Consider the following 17518-nt stretch of genomic DNA (forward strand, 5'->3'; position numbering starts at 1 on the left):
CATCCTTACGCCGTATGCTTTTCACCATCGCACAACCTTTATAACTAGAATATTCAGCCAGTTAAATCACGTTGCCGTGAGTTTTCTGTCTGCCTTGCCTCTGGAGAAAATGTGATGAACGAAGCCCTGAACCAACAGGAAGCCGTCTGGCAACAAATCGAAAGCAATCCGCGTTTTCAGGAGCTGGTGCACAAACGTCAGTCGTTTGCGCTGCTGCTCAGCCTCATCATGCTGATACTGTACGTCGGCTTTATTCTGCTGATTGCCTTCGCGCCCGGCTGGCTCGGCACGCCCTTGCACGCCGGCACTAATGTGACGCGCGGCATCCCCATCGGCGTCGGCCTGATTGTGGTGTCGTTTCTGCTGACCGGCGTTTATGTCTGGCGCGCCAACGGCGAGTTTGATCGTCTGACCAAACAGATTGTCAGCGAGGTGAAATCATGAAGCGCCTGCTCTCCGCCTCGCTGGCTATCGTACCAGCCAGCGTATTTGCCGCCGATGCCATTACCGGCGCGGTGCAAAAACAGGCCACCAACTACGAAGCGATCATCATGTTCGTGGTCTTCGTGGCGGCCACGCTCGGCATCACTTACTGGGCCTCCAAACGCACCCGCTCGCGCAGCGATTACTACACTGCCGGCGGCAACATCACCGGTTTCCAGAATGGCCTGGCGATGGCCGGTGACTTTATGTCGGCCGCCTCGTTTCTCGGTATCTCCGCGCTGGTCTACACCTCCGGCTACGACGGGCTGATCTACTCGCTCGGCTTCCTCGTCGGCTGGCCTATGATTCTGTTCCTGATTGCCGAACGCCTGCGCAACCTGGGCCGCTATACCTTTGCCGATGTGGCGTCCTATCGCCTGCAGCAAAAGCCTATCCGCACCCTTTCCGCCTGCGGTTCGCTGGTGGTGGTGGCGCTGTATCTGATTGCGCAGATGGTGGGTGCCGGTAAGCTGATCCAGCTGCTGTTCGGTCTCGACTACCACATCGCGGTGGTGCTGGTCGGCATTCTGATGGTGTTGTACGTGCTGTTTGGCGGCATGCTCGCCACCACATGGGTGCAGATTATCAAAGCGGTGCTGTTGCTGTTTGGTGCCAGCTTCATGGCCATCATGGTGATGAAAGCCACCGGTTTCAGCTTTAATAGGCTGTTTACCGAGGCGATGGCGGTGCATCCGAAAGGAAGCGCGATCATGCAGCCGGGCGGTCTGGTGAAAGACCCGATCTCCGCGCTGTCGCTCGGTCTGGGCCTGATGTTTGGCACCGCCGGCCTGCCGCATATTCTGATGCGTTTCTTCACCGTCGCCGATGCGCGGGAAGCACGCAAAAGCGTGTTCTGGGCTACCGGCTTTATGGGCTACTTCTACTTCCTGACCTTTATTATCGGCTTCGGCGCGATTCTGCTGGTCGGCGCTAATCCGGCCTTCAAAGACGCCAGCGGCGCGCTGATTGGCGGCACTAACATGGCGGCAGTGCATCTCTCCAATGCGGTCGGCGGCAGCCTGTTCCTCGGTTTTATCTCGGCGGTAGCCTTCGCCACCATTCTGGCGGTGGTGGCCGGACTGACGCTGGCCGGCGCTTCGGCGGTGTCGCATGACCTGTATGCCAGCGTGATCCGCAAAGGTCAGGCCACCGAGCGAGAAGAGCTGCGTGTGTCGAAAATTACCGTGCTGGTGCTGGGCGTGGTGGCGATTGCGCTGGGCATTCTGTTTGAGAAACAGAACATTGCCTTCATGGTCGGCCTGGCGTTCTCGATTGCCGCCAGCTGTAACTTCCCGATTATTTTGCTGTCGATGTACTGGTCAAAGCTGACCACGCGCGGCGCCATGGTGGGAGGCTGGCTGGGCCTGCTGACGGCGGTGGTGCTGATGATTCTCGGCCCGACCATTTGGGTACAGGTACTGGGACACGCAACGCCAGTCTATCCGTATGAGTATCCGGCGCTGTTCTCAATGCTGGTCGCGTTTGTCGGCACCTGGCTGTTTTCCATTACCGATCATTCCCAGCAGGGGGCGCTGGAGCGGGCGAAATTCCGCGGACAGTTTATCCGTTCACAAACGGGCGTCGGCATTTCGCAGGGGAAAGCGCATTAAGATTGAAGCAGTGAGGTGATTGACCAGGTCGCCATTGAAGCGGTGCGGTAATTGACCAGGTCGCCATGAACGTAGTGCGGTGATTGACCAGGTCGCCATAAATGGCGACCCTACGGAATTTCGTAGGGTGCGCATTCATGCGCACCTGGTCCCGTCATCAGAAACGCAGCGATGCACCGACGTACGGGCCGTCGACCAGTACGTTATCTTTACGGTCGCCTTTGTTGTTCAGCTCAATGTACTGATAGCCAACACGCAGGTTCAGCAGCGAAATCGGCGTAAAGCTCAGGCCGCCTGAGGCTTCTTTATAGCTGTCCAGACGATCGGAGAACGCTTCCGGCGCATAGTAATATTCGCCGTACAGGCCCCACATGCTGTTGAAGTTATACTGCGCACCGGCACCCAGCGCCACGGTGAAGCCATCACGGCCATCTTCCGGATGGGTGAACAGCGCTTTCGCCGTTGGTGCCACGCGGAAATCACCCACATCCAGGTTATACCCCATACCAAGGCCGTAGGTGCTGCCGTCGTGATCGCTGCGCAGCCAGTTGCCTTTCAGAAACAGACCCGGTGAAGCGGTGCCGAGGCCAAGGTTCAGGTTGGTGCTGTGCTCACCCACGTCAACACTGCCCTCAATCGCCTGCGCGCCGCCGCTCAGCAGTGCCAGACCTAAAACGCTTCCCGTAACAAGTTGCTTAAACATAACAATCCACTCCATGAAGGACACATAATTCGGCGCAAAGGGTAAACAGCGCGGCGACGTGACACAACTTTATTTGGAAAGCTTTACGTAAAAATGGGTTACAGCGGGCAGAAACTGACCGCATCCGATAACACGCAGGACGATGCGGGCGCAGATTTGCTCGTCAGGCATGCCACAACAGCTGTCCCAGCAGCGGGGCCAGCAGCACCGTGAGCACGCCGGAGAGCATCATCACCAGGCTGGAGACCACGCCCTCCTGCTGGCCGAGCTGATAAGCGCGTGCCGTGCCGGCTCCGTGCGAGGCGGCGCCAAAGCCGGCGCCCTTCGCCACGCCCTGCTTAATCGCGATGCGTAAAAACAGCACGTCGCCCACCGCCATGCCAAACACGCCGGTAATCACCACGAACAGCGCGACCAAATCGGGCTGGCCGCCAATCGGCTGGGCCGCTGCCAGCGCAAAAGGCGTGGTGATGGAGCGCACCGCCAGGCTACGCTGGATGCTCTCCGGTAATGTCAGCAGCCGCGCCAGCCACACCGAACTGCACACGGCCACCAGCGTGGCGGTGATCACGCCCACGCTCAGCGACAGCCAGTGGCGACGGATAATGTGCAGGTTTTCGTAAACCGGCACCGCAAAAGCCAGCGTCGCCGGACCCAGCAGCCACAGCAGCCAGTGGCTTTCGGCGATGTAATCCTGCCAGCTGACGTGCGTCAGCAGCAGCAGCGCCACCAGCACCAGCGGCGTTAACACCAGCGGCATCAGCAGCAGCGTGGGCCTGCGCCGGTACAGGCGTTTGTTGAGGTAGTAAACCAGCAGCGTTAGCGCCAGACACAACAGGCTAATGATAAAGTCAGTCACGATTGCCCTGCTTACGCGCCGCGCGCGCCAGTTCGAAGCGGTATAAGCGATCGACCACCAGTGAGGTGGCCGCCAGCACCATCAGCGTACTGACGGCGATCACCACACAGATACGCCAGCCTTCACTGCGCAGCAGGTCGCTGTAATTCACCACCGCGACCACCGCCGGAATAAAAAACAGCAGCATTTCGGCCAGCAGCCAGTTGGCACCGGCTTTAACCCAGCGCAGCGGCACGATACCGCTGACGATCAACAGTAACAGCAACACCATACCCACGACGTTGGCCGGTAACGGCAGATGCAGCCAGCTCACCATCTGACCACTGGCAATGAACAGGGCGATATACAGCACCAGCTGCAGCGGCACCGTGACGCGTTGCAGGATATCCGTGGTGCGCGGACGAAGCGCGGACGCCATTTCTCTCTTCCCGTTAAAAATTCAGGGTTTCAGTATAAATCCGTGCCAGAGTGTGAAAGAAATGAATTAAAATTATTCAAACTATGCCAAAAAGGAATGTTTATGGACGTGCGTGCCCTGCGTTACTTCACCGAAGTGGTGCGTCAGCAGAGCTTTACCCGCGCGGCGGAGAAGCTGTTCGTGACGCAACCCACCATCAGCAAAATGCTGCGCCAGCTGGAAGAAGAGCTGGGCTGTACACTGCTGCTGCGCGAGGGACGCAAGCTGCATCTCACCGACAGCGGCCAGGCGGTGTATCAGCGTGGTCTGGCGATTTTGCAGGAGTTTCATCAGCTGGAGGCGCAAATCAGTGACATCAACCAGCTGAAAACCGGTGAGCTGCGGCTGGGCATTCCGCCGATGGTCGGCATGCAGATTGCCGGATCGATCTCCGCGTTCCGCCGCCGCTATCCCGGCGTACAGCTGAAAATCTCCGAATTTGGTGGCCTGACGGTGCAGCAGGCGGTGCTGAGCGGCGGGCTGGATATTGCGCTGACCGCCCTGCCGATTGATGCGGAGCTGCCGCTGAATACGCTGGAACTGATGCGCCATCCGCTGTGCGTGCTGCTGCCGCGCAGCGCGCGCTGGCTCAACCGCACCAGCCTGACGCTGGCCGAGCTGGCTCAGCATCCCCTGCTGATCCTCAACGAAGAGTTTTCGCTTAACCGCCAGCTGATGAAAGCGTTTCAGCGCCAGGGAGTGATGCCGGATATCGCGCTGCGCAGCGCGCAGTGGGATTTTCTTGCCGCGATGGTGCAGGCGGATATGGGGCTGGCGATCCTGCCGGAGCCGATTTGCCAGCGGCTGGATAAACAGGCCTTGCTGTGGCTGCCGCTGGAGTCGGAGCTGCAGTGGCGTCTGGGGCTAATCTGGCGCGAAGGCAGTTATCTGTCGCGCAGCGCGCAGGCGTGGATTGCCTGCTGCCGCGAACACTGGCCGGATAACGCGCCACGGCTATCGCTGTAGCAAAGCGGCCGCCCTGTAGGTCAGGCGGCCGCGGGATCGGAGAGCAGCAAAACGCGGCGGCTATTCCTCTTTCTCTATCAGCAACGCTTCCAGCAGGTCGAGATCGCGCAGCAGGCGCTGCATGGTCTCGTTGGAGATCTGCTGGGTGGCGCGCAGATGATAAACCTCGGCACGTTCGGCGCGCAGCGCGGTCAGACGGAAACGGCGCTCCAGATTTTCCGCAAACAGCGCCTGCTCCATATCATCTTTGCCATCGACGCGACGACGCAGATTACCAATCACCCGCAGGCTGACCTCTTTCAGCAGCTCAGGATCGATGTTCTCTTCAGCGTCGTTTTCCAGCCGCTGCTCCATTTTGTGCAGGCTCTCGATCGCCACGCCGGCCATCGCAGCACGCGCACTCTGGATTTCGCGACGGTGCCCCACTTTGTCGTGGCTCTCCATGCCGCGCAGCAGAATCGGCAGCAGAATCACGCCGACAAACAGCGAGAACAGAATCACGCCGGTGGCGATAAACACCAGTTCGTAGCGCGCCGGAAAAGGTTCGCCGTTGCTGAGGAACAGCGGGATCGACAGCACACCGGCCAGCGTGATAGCACCGCGCACGCCGGCAAAAGAGGCGATCAGCAGTTCACGTAGCGAGTAGCTGGAAAACTCCAGCGGCTTCTTCTTCAGCAGGCGCAGGCTGGTGCGCTTCATGATCCACAGCCAGCCGAAGCGCACGATCATCAGCGCCGCATAGACCAGCCCGACGTCGGCGAACAGCATCCACAGCTCGACGTTAGGATCGGCGTTCGCCTGAGCAATCGAGGTGGAGAGAATGTCCGGCAGCTGCAGGCCCAGCATCAGGAACACCATGCCGTTGAACACAAACTCCAGCATCTGCCATACGCTGTTGGCGCGCAGGCGCATTGCCAGCGGTGCCTGACGGATGATGCCGGAACGGGTGATGGTCATACCGGCCGCTACCGCCGCCAGAATGCCGGAGACGCCGAGATGTTCAGCAATCAGGTAAGAGGCGAACGGCAGCAGCAGCAGCAGTACGGTTTGTGTTGCCGGATCGTCACCGCTCCAGCGGCTGAGCAGGCGCAGCGAACGACCGTACAGCCAGCAAACGGCGACACCGGCCACCAGGCCGCCAATCGCCACTTTAAGGAATTCGACGCTGGCGCCGCCCCAGGTGAACACCATGGTGCCCATCGCCACCGCGACGGCAAACTTGAGTGACACCAGGCCCGACGCGTCATTCATCAGCGCCTCGCCCTGGACAATCGACATGATCTTTTTCGGGATGCGCCCTTCGCCGACGATGCCGGAGAGCGCCACCGCATCGGTCGGTGACAGCACCGCCGCCAGCGCGAACGCCGGAATCAGCGGAATGCCCGGCACCAGCCAGTAAATCAGGTAGCCGATACCGACCACGGTAATCAGCACCAGCACCAGCGCCAGGCCGATAATTTCACGGCCGTGATGCAGAAACTCGTTGATCGGCGTTTTCCAGCCATCGGCAAACAGCAGCGGCGGAATAAACAGCACGAGGAACAGTTCGGGGTCAAAATCGACGTGCAGACCAAAGGTTGGCCAGGCCAGCAGCGCGCCGGCCGCGATCTGTACCAGCGGTAGCGGGATCTGAAACGGCAGGATACGTGCCGCAACGCCGGACAGCGAAACCACCAGCGTCATGATGAGAATAGTAAAGAAGATTTCCATGCTTTCCTTAGGCGAATCATATTAATCGAAGCGATGTTGCGTCGGAAAGTGTAAAACAAAACGCCGCCCGGCGGGGCTACCCGATGTGCGGCGTGTGCGATAAAGAGAATAATCCGGACTGACGCCCGGATTGCGGTCAGATAGCCCAGCCGCCCGCGTAGAACGCCACCAGCGCCACAGCAATCACCACCGTGCCAGCGTTGAGCTTGCGCCACTCGCCGGCAAACAGGCGGCCAATCACCAGCGCGGCAAAGCCGAGCATGATGCCGGTGACGATGTTGCAGGTCAGTACGATGAATACCGCCGTCAGCAGGCCAGACATCGCATCGACGAAATCATTGAAGTCGATTTTGGCCACGTTGCTCAGCATCAGCAGGCCGACATACATCAGCGCGGGTGCGGTGGCATAGGCTGGAACCAGATAAGCCAGCGGCGACATAAACAGAATCAGCAGGAACAACAGACCCACGACAATCGCTGTCAGGCCGGTTTTACCGCCGGCGGCAGTACCCGCAGCGGACTCGATATACACTGCGGCGGGCGAGGCACCCACCAGTCCGGCAAACAGGCTGCTGATAGAGTCGGTGGTCAGCGCGCGACCGCCATTGATAATCTGGCCCTCTTTATCCAGCAGGTTCGCCTGCCCGGCCACCGCACGAATGGTGCCGGTGGCGTCAAACACCGCGGTCATCACCAGCGCCAGCACGCTCGGTAACACCACCGGCTGCAGCGCGCCCATGATATCCAGGCTAAACATTGCCGACTGGCCGCTGGCATCACGCAGGCTCGGCATGGCAAACAGCCCCTGCCACTTCACCGCCGGGTCGAAAATCAGCCCAAGCAGCGAAATCGCAATGATGGTCAGCAGAATGCCGCCCGGTACCCGCCGTTTTTCCAGACCAAAAATCGCCGCCAGCCCGATCAGCGCCATGATCACCGGGAAAGAGGTGAAGTGACCAAGCGCCACCGGCAGGCCTGCCGCCGGGTTTTTTACCACCAGACCAATGCCATCGGCGGCAATCAGCAGCAGAAACAGGCCGATACCGACGCCGGTGCCGTGCGCCACGCCCATCGGCAGGTTACGCAGAATCCACGCGCGAATGCCGGTCACGGAAATCAGCGTGAACAGCAGGCCCATCAGGAAGACCGCGCCCAGCGCCACCGGCACGCTAATGTGCTGGCCCAGTACCAGACTGAACGCGGTGAAGGCGGTCAGGGAGATGGCACAGCCAATCGCCATCGGCAGGTTGGCCCACAGTCCCATGATGAGGGAGCCAAAGCTGGCCACCAGACAGGTAGCGACAAACACCGCCGTCGGTGAGAAGCCCGCTTTACCGAGCATGCCAGGCACCACGATGACCGAATAGACCATCGCTAAAAAGGTGGTGAGGCCAGCCAGCACTTCCTGCCGCACGCTGCTGCCGCGTGCTGAAATGTGGAACCAGGCGTCCAGTTTTCCCCTGGCCGGGCGTGATTCGCCAGACATAGTTATTCCTCTGTGTTTTTTAAGATATAGGTCACCGCGCGGCTCGCGTTTGCGCATCATCCTGGTGAAGATGTCTCAGAGAGAAAAGCAGGCAAACGATTACGTGGCCGCGTATTCCAGGTCAAAAAGGGGTGACGCGGAAAAAAGGCAAACGATTATCTGGCGTTTGGGGTGGCGTTTTCAACTGCTAATCACCTGGCAGGCAGGATAATGCGCAGCTCAGGCGCAATTATGGCTGGCGTTACGCTAGCGGAAGCAGGAAATCATGGAGGAAAAAGGCTGGCATTTCAGGTGGTTTGCTGCGGTGCCGCGACAGCGCGTCGCGGCGTCCTGTTTCGTTGCGTTACCGCTGCGCCTCAGCCGTTATTGAACTGAATCGGGCCGCCCTGCTCCAGCGCGCGCTGCCACGCGGCCCGCTGCTGCATATTCTCCAGCCAGCGCGCCGTGGCGGGCATCTCACCCAGCGCGCCACGCATCTGCAACGCCAGCAGCGGAAAACTCATCTGCACATCGGCAATGCTGAAGCGTGAACCGGCAAAAAAGCGCTGCTGGCTCAGATGCTGCTCAATCACGCGCCCGTGGAGTGCCAGCTGCTTGTTCAGCCACGCTTTCTGAATGCCTTTACTCAGCGCCACGCCGGCCGGGCGCAGCAGCCATGGCACCGGCTTTTTGCCCAGTTGCGCAAATACCAGCTTCATCACCAGCAGCGGCATCAGCGAACCTTCAGCATAGTGCAGCCAGTAGCGCGCCTGAATTTGCTCCTCTTCCTCATGCAGCGCCAGCAGATGCTCACTGTCGTACTTCAGCTGCAGATATTCGAGGATGGCGCCCGATTCGGCGATCACCCGATTGCCATCGGTAATCACCGGCGATTTACCCAGCGGATGCACTTTCTTTAATTCGTCCGGCGCCAGCAGGGTATTTTCCCGCTGATAGCGTTTGATTTGATACGGCACCGCCAGCTCTTCCAGCAGCCACAGCACCCGATGAGAACGGGAGTTTTCCAGATGGTGAACGGTAATCATGCGCGATTCCTTGCTGCTAAGGGTTGGCATCTAGTATAGCGGATTAACGCTGCGGCTCGTCCTGTTGCGGATCGAGCAGGACCGCTCCGGAGCCCTGCTGCCCCAGGCGGTCACCCGGATTGCGCAGCGGGCAGTCGCGCATCGACAGGCAGCCGCAACCAATGCAGCCGTCAAGATCGTTGCGCAGACGCGTCAGGGTTTCGATGCGTTTATCCAGCTCTTCGCGCCAGTGCTGCGTCAGCGCGTCCCACTCCTGCGTCGACATGCGCTTATTCGCCGGCACATGCATCAGGCTGTCGCTGACCGTCGCCAGCGGAATCCCGATGCGCTGGGCAATTTTGATGATCGCCACGCGGCGCAGCACATCACGGCTGTAGCGGCGCTGATTACCGCCATTGCGCGTGCTGCTGATCAAGCCTTTGCTTTCATAAAAGTGCAGTGCCGATACCGCCACGCCGCTGCGTTTCGCCACTTCGCCCGGCGTCAGCACCGGTTTCGGGTAATTGCGTTCTTTTTTCATTTAGGGCCTTTACCTCAAGTTAACTTGAGGAATTATACTCGCACCCCAGCAAAACAGCGAATTTCAAACCAGGCGATAACCTTGCAGAAGGAACAGGCTATGATGCAACAGGAAATCATCCATTCACTGACTAACTGGATCGATCAGAATCTGGATAAAACATTGTCGATTGATGAAGTGGCGGCAAAATCGGGTTACTCGAAATGGCACCTGCAGCGTATGTTCCGTACGGTTACGAAACAAACGCTGGGTGGTTATATTCGTGAACGCCGTCTCACGCTGGCCGCCGAAGCCTTGCGTCAGACGCAGCGTCCGGTATTCGACATTGCGATGCAGTACGGCTACGACTCGCAGCAGACGTTTTCGCGCGTGTTCCGCCGTCAGCTTCTCGCAAACCCCTACCGCTTATCGTCACAGCATGCGTCGCCAGGCGATGGTGCAGCGTCCGCGTCTGGTCAACTTTGACTGCAGCGAAGGCATGAACAGCTTTGCCCAGCGCACCACCGGCGAGTGCTGCCCGGTACGCTGAAGTCAGTGCGCCCCACGCGGGCGCGCCTTTCCCCTCCTCCTCACCTTCCTCCAGCCCTTTCTTGGCCTGCCATACCAGGTCTAAATTTTGTTCAAATTTTCAAATCCAGTGATATAATGTGACCCAAGTCACAGATTCAAGCTGTATTAAGACGACAGAAGGGCTTCCCTGACCTCCCTTGTCTGCCGCCAGTGATGTCCGATGAATGTCAGGGATATTACTGATTTCAAGAGGTTTTCGCCGATGGCTACGTTAACTACCAGTCTGATCGTCATGCGTTGGGAACTGCTCAGCGCGGTAATGATGTTCTTCGCCAGCACCATGAAAATTAAATTGCGTCAGAACAGCCACCACGTGATGGCGCTGATGTGCGGCGGCGTGGGCGTAGCGATGTCATGCTGGTTCGTTACCGGTCTGCTCGGCATTACGCTGAGCATGGAAAACGTGCATAACTTTATGTCCATCACCAAAGAGGCGTTTATTCAGGTGATGAGCCAGACACCAGCCGACTGGCCAATGCCGTAAACGCGGCGCATAAAAAACCCCGCTAAGCGGGGTTTTTTATTTTGCTGTGTGATTTCAAATTTTCTTCAATACGGCTGGAAGTGGTACTTCCGGCACCGTGACGTCCGATCTCTGCGTATCGCGACGATCCTGAATCCACATATCACCCATCATCTGATTGAGCCCCCGATCCAACCCGGTGACCAGCCCGGCGCCTGGCGTGAACGTCAGCTCACCGAAGTAGATCTGTTCGCCATCGATATACCAGTCCACACGCACATAATCGAAGTCGCTGGCCAGCGTTTTACTCAGCGCCAGCGCGTGCTGCAATTGTGGCAGCAGCGGTGACACATCCAGCCCGGTGTCACGGATTTTGTGATACGCCTCGTTAAGATTGTTGACGTAAAAGTTCATCGACAGCAGCGGATTACAGCGGTTGTAGATTACCTGCAGCACATATTCAAAATTGCCGTCGCGCTTGTTGAACATGTGAAACTTGTAATCGATCGGCGCGGTTTTGCCATCGCCGATGTACTTCTCTACCAGAATGCGCGGCTTAATATAGCGATAGTGAATCTCGCGCGCCTCGTTGGCGAAGTCGGTCTTCAGCCAGCGCTGGCAATCGCTGATAATCTGCTGTTTTTTCAGCGCATCCGGTTCTTCCAGCAGGATCTCGACCATGTTGGAGCCGTGATTCGGCTTGATAACCGTGTTCTTCCAGCTCGGCAGCGTATGCAGTGAGTGCGGATCGCTGGTCTCATAAACCAGCGGAATCAGATACTCACTGCCCACCTTTTCGGCAATGTACTCACGCACCGAAAACTTGTCCGACAGGCGGCCATAGCACTGGTAGTCGCCGTAGACGAATTTGCGATACAGCACTTTCTCATTGAACACCTTCGGCTGACGCAGGTTCGGCAGCTTACGGAATTTGTGAAAGTAGTAAATGCGATCCTGGTACGCCCAGGGCATCTTTTTGATGAAATACTGTACGCTTCTTCTGAGTTCGTCTTTCAACCTGATCATATCTGACCTCATTTGTAGGTTTTGTAGTTGAGTGAGGAAACCTGAATTTTTTGGATGACGCCGTTTTTGAAGAAGTAATTCATTACGGTCAGGGACAGTAACTCCGTGATGAAGACGCTCCAGGCGGCACCCATGATGCCGTAGCCCTGGATCAGCCACCACGACAGCGGCAGGCTGATGACCATCAGACAAATGATCTTCTTCAACAGATAGTTAAACCCGCCCTCTTTCACCATGTAGCGATAAGCGACGGTCCCCATTGCCGAAAAGCAGGTTGCTAACGACAGTAACGTAATGAGACTTCCGGACTGTGTGTACTCGTGACCATATAAAGCGATGATGATTTTTTCGCCGTATAAGGCGATCACCGCTAATAGCAGCAATGAAACTCCCATGACATAGCCGTTCAGCCGCGCGGTGAGCTTGATCGCGGCTGCTCCACGCTCGCGGAAAATCTCCGAGAAGCAGGAAGTGATGATGGCAACCGGGATAAAAATCCAGGAAGCCGAAATGGTATTCGCAGCGGCGAACAGGCCAAGGTCGCGCGCTGAGGCGATGCCCGCGAGGAACATCTGTGCGGCTTTCACCTGCACCGAGATAAAGATGCTGGAGATGGCCAGCGGCAGGCCGGCATACATCAGGTAGCGCAGGTAGGTGGTGCGCTTGTCCTGCGGCGGCGCCAGATCCTGATGTTCGCGATAGAAATTGACGCGCTTGATGGCGTACGGCACCAGCGTGACGGCCACAATCGAGGCGGTGAGCCACAGTGGATTGAGGTGCAGCCAGGCGATGGTGAAGCTCATGGCAAAGCCCAGCAGCAAGCCGGCCGAGTTGGCAATGGTATTGAGCCGTGACGCCAGCCGCGCATTGTTATACACGCTGAACGTGTCCTGGGTAACAAACACCGACGAGATAAACGAGGCCAGTGCAAACGCAAGGAAGTTTTCCTGCATGTTGTACCAGACCCAAATCAACACCGGGATTGATGTCAGCAACAGCAGCACCAGGCGCATGGTCCGCGCCACGGCCATTAACCGCAGGCCTTTCGGCGCACTTTTGCTGATGCGCTTGAACAGGATGGTTTCGGTACCAAAAATCGCCACGGTTTGCACCATGGAGAACAGCGAGGTCGAAAATGCCATTTGGCCAAACACCGTTGGGCCAAAGGATTTTGCCACGTAGGAGGTCACAAATATGACGCCGAATACCGAGACGATCTTCTCAGACATCATCCAGGCGGCATTAGACATTACGCTCAATTTCATTGACTGGTCCTTAGTATTACGTACAGCAACTGCTTTTCGGTACAACGTCCTTGAAATGAATTAACAAGCGCTCAGTGGGCCTGACACAATTTAATAACTTCAAACCAGGCTGGTCCGAAAAATGAGACTCGCGTCAGAGTTTAGCGATTAAATTCAGGAAAATTCCGATTAAACCTGGTGCGAAGCCCGATGGATGTAAACGATTTCAACCCGAATTCAGGACAAAAGTTCACAGGCATATCCTGAGTTTTTTGCAAGCAGGCTATGCCGAATTTCCAATGATTGTCGTATTTTTCTGCATTTGGGATGGAATGAATCTATATCAAAAACCCAGCACCAGGAAGGCGTTCAATGGCATTCAGAATAAAATAAGATTTATCCCATGATGATATTTATTCTAAATAACTTAATTTAACCCTCGCAATTCTAATCGCGCACTTTAATACTGCATTAATACCGTTTTTGCAGTACCAGATATTAATACAGTAATTCTCATCCACTAATTGATAAGAAAGGTAAGAGCATTTATGAGAAAGTCACGATATAGCGAAGAGCAAATCACAAATGCCATTAAAGCTTCTGAAACGGGAGTGAAAGTCAGGGAGATTTGTGAGGAGCTGGGCATTTCCGAGGCCACCTTCTATAGCTGGAAGAAGAAGTTCTCCGGGCTTTCATCAGAGGAGGGGCGAAAAATCAAGGAGTTGGAAGATAAACTGCAGAACCTTACGCGCGAGCTGCAGACCCTGAGCTCCGACAAGGAGATGCTGCAAAGCGTGCTGAAAAACTTCTTCACTACGAATGAAAAGCGTCAGGCGGTCAACTTCCTGCAAACCACTTTCGACATCGGTACCCGTCGCAGCTGTCGTTTACTGGATATTAGCCGTAGCGTTTATCATTACCCTTCCGGTTCCGATAATCGCTAATACCATTGAGGCCGATGTTATATGACTTAATGCTGAGATTTGTTCTTACCAGAAGAGATGAAGATCATTAAATTCGGCATTCGCTACATAACAATTCGAACCACTTTTTCCTGATGAATGCCATCACGGAATCACTTCCTTTTTTGCGGTAAAATTGATTCACACCAGCAAAAGCCTCGCGTTTCAAGCCATTTAGACTTAGCCCAATCTCATTTTGGTGAGATTGGTGCTTAGTCTATTACTTCACGATTACTAATAATCAGACCTGATCACAGACAATTCTGTTAAGCGTTAATGAACAACACAGTGTAACCGCTCACACATTGGCTCAGTTTTAAACTGGATCTGGCCGCTGCGTTTATGATCGCTTTGGCGATCAGCGCTAGTCGGCTAACTCTTAAACCACACCAGGAATACTCCGGTTCAAAAACGTTATGATGTTTAAACTATAATGCCGAAAAACGGTTATCCACGGTAAATACTGTGCTTGAATCCATCGTCATCTTTAATCTTTTTTTCTGGCAGCTGTTGGGAATCATTCTTAACAATGCCGGTAACGCTTAAGGCTAAGGTGGCTTCTCACGCTGGTATTTCAGTGCCACAGCCGGGTAAAAATCCGACTGGCGAAGAGTTTTTTACGCGCTAAACCGGCGAATTGTTGCCCGATATGCGCTTTTTTTATCCCACCGGAACGCTATAAGGCAGCGAAAGTCGACCTTTTACCGTGCTGACGGCAGAGAGTTTTATAGCGGAAGAGAATGAAAACCGGGCGGCCGTAGCGCTGGTCGGTTATATAGCATGCGCGTGCCGGCCAGCATCAGGTCACTGAGGCGGAATTATCGGCTGGTCAAATTCCTAAAATATCAGGGGAAAGCGCTGCTGAGTGGATGACTCAGCAGCGAGGCAGAGTTAAGAAAGTGCGGTCAGCCGCTGCGGTTTAATGCGCATGGCATAGATCACGCCAACAATCAGACAGCCGATACCGATGCTGGTGAGCAGCGGTGGCCAGCTCTGGCGGTAAATAAAGGTCCACAGCAGGCCAGAGAGCGTTTCGAATACGATGAGCGGCCCCATCACTACCGTTGGCAAACGCTGACTGGCGGCATTCCAGCACAGCGCCGCCAGCCATGAGCAGAACAAACCAATCGCCAGCATCAGCCAGATAAAGCGCGCCGGCTGCGGGCCGAACGGTAAAGCGAAATCGGGCTGCTGCCAGTGAATCTGCAGGCTCACCAGCCCATAAAACACCAGCGCCAGCGGCAATGTCACCAGTCCCTGCGCGGTGGCCCAGCTCGACGGTTTGTGCTGAGGATGTTCGCGCAGCCAGCGCGCATTGCGCAACGGATACCAAGTCCAGCACACCACTGCCAGCACCGCCAGCAGCAGGCCACTCAGGTAGCCCCAGAGTTCAAATGCCGGCCCCTGCCCGTGCAGTTCCGCCGCGTTGACGCAGCCCAGACCGGCAGCAATGATGACCAGCGCGGGCATCAGCCGGCGCCATGGCAGGCGCCCTTCGAGATGGCCGTAACAGAGGTTAGCGGTGACGGTGATCACCACCGGCAGCGTGCCGATGATCATGGTGGAGACCGGTGCGCCGGTGCGCTGAATCGCGCTGGCGAGGCAGGCGTAATAGAGCAGATTGCCCACCAGCGACAGCTTCACCGCCTCCGTCCAGTCCGGGCGCGTCAGCTGTTTTAGCCGGCGCCGGCTGAGCCACGCCAGCGGCAGCACCACCAGACCAAAGGCAACATAGCGACCCGCCGATTGCAACGTGCCCGGATAATCGGGTATCAGCAGCGGCCCGACAAAAATCATGCCCCACATCAGCCCCGCCGCGAGGGCAAACACTATTCCTGCAAACATACACCTTTCCTTTATCTTTAATCCGCCACAGTGTGGCGCAGGAAAAGGTGAAAGGCTTGTAGCAGATTGCGGTTAACGTCCGCTGAACACCTGCTTTTGATAGCGTCCCGGCGTAATGCCGTAGCGATGGGCAAACGCCCGCGTCAGATGCGCCTGGTCGGTGAGGCCAACCGCCGCCGCCACGCTGGCGGCGCTCTCGCCCTGCGCCAGCCGCTGCTTGGCCTCGAACAGGCGGAAGGCCATCAGCATTTGATGGGGAGTGACGTGAAAGTGTTGTTTGAAACTGCGCAGAAAATGCCACGGCGACAGCGATACCAGCGCCGCCAGCTCCTCCAGCCGCACCGGCTCTGCCAGGTTATCGCGCAGCCAGGCTTTTACCACATCAAAGCGGTGGGCGCCTTCGCGCGGCCGCGCGACGCCCTGCTGCGCCAGCGGACGCAGCCACTCCAGCAGATCCAGCAGCGCGCCCTGCCGCTCCAGCGCACTTTGCGCCTGCCACATCTGTGCCAGCGCGTGAGAGAAAGGTTGTGCCAGACGCGCATCGGTGCGCAGCGCATCGCTAAACCACCAGTTGCGATCGCCGGTCAGCCGATCCATCTCCGCCGGATCGATATAGATCATGCGATAACGCCAGCCTTCAGCGCAGGCCGATTCACCAGTGTGCAGTTCATCGGGATTCATCATCACCAGCGAATGCACCGGCGCGACATAATTGGTGCCGCGGTAACGAAAGCGCTGCGCGCCGGATTCAATGGTGCCAATCCCGAAGGCTTCGTGGGTATGGGGCTCAAAAGCGTAGCGGGAGATGTGCGCCTGATAAAGCTCAATGCCCGGCAGCTCAGCAAAGTGCTGAAACTGCGCACGATCCTGCTCACAGGGAAAGACTTCGGGAACCACCGTCACCACACACCTCCATACGCTATCAGGCAGTAAGCATGCGCGGCGCGCACAAAAAAAGCAAAGCCCAATCGCTTTACGCGCCTGGCCCTTCAGCGCGACACTGGGGCCTGACCTATAAAGGAGGCGACAATGGCACAACGGGTGGTAATGGTAGTGGATATGCAAAATGGCGTGCTGGCAACGCCGCGTTACGACCGCGCCGGACGCTGCGCGCGCATTAATCAGCTGATGGCCGCCGCCGATCAGGTCATTTTTATTCAGCATAGCGGGCCGGATTTAGCCGCTGACTCCGCAGACTGGCAAATAGTCGCCGAACTGGAACAACCCGCCGGCGCGCTTTACATCACCAAAACCGCCTGCGACAGCTTCTGGCAAACCGGGCTCGCGGCGCAGCTTGAACAGCATCAGATTGAAAGCTTTGTCATTTGCGGCTGCGCCACCGATTATTGCGTCGATACCACCATCAAAGTCGGGGCCAGCCTTGGCTATCACGTCACCGTGGCGGCCGATGCCCACACCACCGCCGATCGCACACATGTGTCGGCGCAGCAGCTTATTAATCAGCACAACGAAGTGTGGGCGGATTTGATCATGCCGGGCAATCCGGTGCGGGTTAAAACCACGGAAGAATTACTGCGGGAGTGGCGCGCGCATTAAGGGTTGCGCTATTGAAATAATCTGACAAGTGT

General features: G+C 56.9%; 17 protein-coding genes and 1 pseudogene. 7 read left to right on the top strand and 11 right to left on the bottom strand.

Annotated features, from left to right (window positions below; all coding sequences use genetic code 11):
• Positions 1-114 precede the first annotated feature (114 nt).
• Entirely contained in the window at positions 115-444 is a 330-nt protein-coding gene (locus tag ABVR31_RS17460; RefSeq protein WP_058757546.1) for a DUF485 domain-containing protein, read from the top strand.
• Positions 441-2093: a cation acetate symporter gene (locus ABVR31_RS17465; protein ID WP_150059154.1), complete on the top strand. Its 1653-nt coding sequence runs from the start codon at positions 441-443 to the stop codon at positions 2091-2093. The genes ABVR31_RS17460 and ABVR31_RS17465 overlap by 4 nt, the downstream gene beginning before the upstream one ends.
• 157 nt (positions 2094-2250) lie before the next feature.
• Here the strand turns inward: ABVR31_RS17465 and ABVR31_RS17470 are convergent, their stop codons facing one another.
• The 3 genes from ABVR31_RS17470 to ABVR31_RS17480 all read right to left on the bottom strand — a co-directional run bounded on the left by ABVR31_RS17470 (position 2251) and on the right by ABVR31_RS17480 (position 4073).
• Positions 2251-2796 (bottom strand): YfaZ family outer membrane protein, encoded by a 546-nt coding sequence (locus ABVR31_RS17470; RefSeq protein ID WP_031279754.1) that lies wholly within the window; start codon positions 2794-2796, stop codon positions 2251-2253.
• A gap of 163 nt (positions 2797-2959) precedes the next feature.
• Complete coding sequence (locus tag ABVR31_RS17475) at positions 2960-3655, bottom strand: LrgB family protein (protein ID WP_021507825.1); 696 nt, start codon at positions 3653-3655, stop codon at positions 2960-2962.
• Complete coding sequence (locus ABVR31_RS17480) at positions 3648-4073, bottom strand: CidA/LrgA family protein (RefSeq protein ID WP_372773683.1); 426 nt, start codon at positions 4071-4073, stop codon at positions 3648-3650. Before ABVR31_RS17480 ends, ABVR31_RS17475 begins: the two co-directional genes overlap by 8 nt.
• Before the next feature lie 102 nt (positions 4074-4175).
• Here ABVR31_RS17480 and ABVR31_RS17485 point away from each other — a divergent pair, with 102 nt between their 5' ends.
• On the top strand, positions 4176-5078 hold the full coding sequence (locus ABVR31_RS17485) for a LysR family transcriptional regulator (protein ID WP_021507827.1): 903 nt from the start codon (positions 4176-4178) through the stop codon (positions 5076-5078).
• A 60-nt stretch (positions 5079-5138) separates the two neighbouring features.
• Here the strand turns inward: ABVR31_RS17485 and ABVR31_RS17490 are convergent, their stop codons facing one another.
• From ABVR31_RS17490 to soxR, 4 genes are all read right to left on the bottom strand, one after another.
• The gene (locus ABVR31_RS17490; RefSeq protein ID WP_021507828.1) at positions 5139-6788 is read right to left on the bottom strand and encodes a Na+/H+ antiporter; all 1650 of its coding nucleotides are present in this window, start codon (positions 6786-6788) and stop codon (positions 5139-5141) included.
• A 136-nt stretch (positions 6789-6924) separates the two neighbouring features.
• Positions 6925-8274, bottom strand: coding sequence for an NCS2 family permease (locus ABVR31_RS17495; RefSeq protein ID WP_058757550.1), 1350 nt, complete (start codon positions 8272-8274; stop codon positions 6925-6927).
• Positions 8275-8630: 356 nt separating this feature from the next.
• Positions 8631-9299, bottom strand: coding sequence for a glutathione S-transferase family protein (locus ABVR31_RS17500; RefSeq protein ID WP_021507831.1), 669 nt, complete (start codon positions 9297-9299; stop codon positions 8631-8633).
• Positions 9300-9342: 43 nt separating this feature from the next.
• Positions 9343-9819, bottom strand: a complete 477-nt coding sequence (gene soxR, locus ABVR31_RS17505; protein WP_021507832.1) for a redox-sensitive transcriptional activator SoxR — start codon at positions 9817-9819, stop codon at positions 9343-9345.
• Positions 9820-9918: 99 nt separating this feature from the next.
• Here soxR and soxS point away from each other — a divergent pair.
• Both soxS and ABVR31_RS17515 read left to right on the top strand, forming a co-directional pair.
• A pseudogene (soxS, locus tag ABVR31_RS17510) lies at positions 9919-10348 on the top strand (superoxide response transcriptional regulator SoxS).
• A gap of 243 nt (positions 10349-10591) precedes the next feature.
• The gene (locus tag ABVR31_RS17515) at positions 10592-10873 is read left to right on the top strand and encodes a YjcB family protein (RefSeq protein ID WP_010618515.1); all 282 of its coding nucleotides are present in this window, start codon (positions 10592-10594) and stop codon (positions 10871-10873) included.
• Positions 10874-10927: 54 nt separating this feature from the next.
• Here ABVR31_RS17515 and ABVR31_RS17520 read toward each other — a convergent pair whose 3' ends face one another.
• Complete coding sequence (locus ABVR31_RS17520) at positions 10928-11878, bottom strand: ATP-grasp fold amidoligase family protein (RefSeq protein ID WP_031279756.1); 951 nt, start codon at positions 11876-11878, stop codon at positions 10928-10930.
• Between the two features lie 8 nt (positions 11879-11886).
• Positions 11887-13143: a polysaccharide biosynthesis C-terminal domain-containing protein gene (locus ABVR31_RS17525; protein WP_058757552.1), complete on the bottom strand. Its 1257-nt coding sequence runs from the start codon at positions 13141-13143 to the stop codon at positions 11887-11889.
• Positions 13144-13670: 527 nt separating this feature from the next.
• Between ABVR31_RS17525 and ABVR31_RS17530 the strand changes: the two genes are divergently transcribed.
• Positions 13671-14066 (top strand): transposase, encoded by a 396-nt coding sequence (locus ABVR31_RS17530; RefSeq protein WP_031279757.1) that lies wholly within the window; start codon positions 13671-13673, stop codon positions 14064-14066.
• Between the two features lie 909 nt (positions 14067-14975).
• On the opposite strand, the gene ABVR31_RS17535 is transcribed toward ABVR31_RS17530, so the two are convergent.
• Together ABVR31_RS17535 and ABVR31_RS17540 are read right to left on the bottom strand one after the other, a co-directional pair.
• Positions 14976-15929, bottom strand: a complete 954-nt coding sequence (locus ABVR31_RS17535) for a DMT family transporter (RefSeq protein WP_166712220.1) — start codon at positions 15927-15929, stop codon at positions 14976-14978.
• Positions 15930-16001: 72 nt separating this feature from the next.
• Entirely contained in the window at positions 16002-16832 is an 831-nt protein-coding gene (locus ABVR31_RS17540; RefSeq protein ID WP_058757554.1) for an AraC family transcriptional regulator, read from the bottom strand.
• 126 nt (positions 16833-16958) lie between these two features.
• Between ABVR31_RS17540 and ABVR31_RS17545 the strand changes: the two genes are divergently transcribed.
• Entirely contained in the window at positions 16959-17486 is a 528-nt protein-coding gene (locus ABVR31_RS17545; protein ID WP_150059150.1) for an isochorismatase family protein, read from the top strand.
• Positions 17487-17518: the final 32 nt, after the last annotated feature.

The sequence above is a fragment of the Pantoea sp. WEP genome, assembly GCF_041678305.1.
In the GTDB taxonomy this organism is placed as follows: domain Bacteria; phylum Pseudomonadota; class Gammaproteobacteria; order Enterobacterales; family Enterobacteriaceae; genus Pantoea; species Pantoea dispersa.

Excerpts from the sequence above, each read along its gene's own strand:
- ABVR31_RS17460 (WP_058757546.1), top strand. The coding sequence starts at position 115 with ATGAACGAAGCCCTGAACCAACAGGAAGCCGTCTGGCAACAAATCGAA.
- ABVR31_RS17465 (WP_150059154.1), top strand. The coding sequence starts at position 441 with ATGAAGCGCCTGCTCTCCGCCTCGCTGGCTATCGTACCAGCCAGCGTA.
- ABVR31_RS17470 (WP_031279754.1), bottom strand. The coding sequence starts at position 2,796 with ATGTTTAAGCAACTTGTTACGGGAAGCGTTTTAGGTCTGGCACTGCTG.
- ABVR31_RS17480 (WP_372773683.1), bottom strand. The coding sequence starts at position 4,073 with ATGGCGTCCGCGCTTCGTCCGCGCACCACGGATATCCTGCAACGCGTC.
- ABVR31_RS17485 (WP_021507827.1), top strand. The coding sequence starts at position 4,176 with ATGGACGTGCGTGCCCTGCGTTACTTCACCGAAGTGGTGCGTCAGCAG.
- ABVR31_RS17490 (WP_021507828.1), bottom strand. The coding sequence starts at position 6,788 with ATGGAAATCTTCTTTACTATTCTCATCATGACGCTGGTGGTTTCGCTG.
- ABVR31_RS17495 (WP_058757550.1), bottom strand. The coding sequence starts at position 8,274 with ATGTCTGGCGAATCACGCCCGGCCAGGGGAAAACTGGACGCCTGGTTC.
- ABVR31_RS17500 (WP_021507831.1), bottom strand. The coding sequence starts at position 9,299 with ATGATTACCGTTCACCATCTGGAAAACTCCCGTTCTCATCGGGTGCTG.
- soxR (WP_021507832.1), bottom strand. The coding sequence starts at position 9,819 with ATGAAAAAAGAACGCAATTACCCGAAACCGGTGCTGACGCCGGGCGAA.
- ABVR31_RS17515 (WP_010618515.1), top strand. The coding sequence starts at position 10,592 with ATGGCTACGTTAACTACCAGTCTGATCGTCATGCGTTGGGAACTGCTC.
- ABVR31_RS17520 (WP_031279756.1), bottom strand. The coding sequence starts at position 11,878 with ATGATCAGGTTGAAAGACGAACTCAGAAGAAGCGTACAGTATTTCATC.
- ABVR31_RS17525 (WP_058757552.1), bottom strand. The coding sequence starts at position 13,143 with ATGAAATTGAGCGTAATGTCTAATGCCGCCTGGATGATGTCTGAGAAG.
- ABVR31_RS17530 (WP_031279757.1), top strand. The coding sequence starts at position 13,671 with ATGAGAAAGTCACGATATAGCGAAGAGCAAATCACAAATGCCATTAAA.
- ABVR31_RS17535 (WP_166712220.1), bottom strand. The coding sequence starts at position 15,929 with ATGTTTGCAGGAATAGTGTTTGCCCTCGCGGCGGGGCTGATGTGGGGC.
- ABVR31_RS17545 (WP_150059150.1), top strand. The coding sequence starts at position 16,959 with ATGGCACAACGGGTGGTAATGGTAGTGGATATGCAAAATGGCGTGCTG.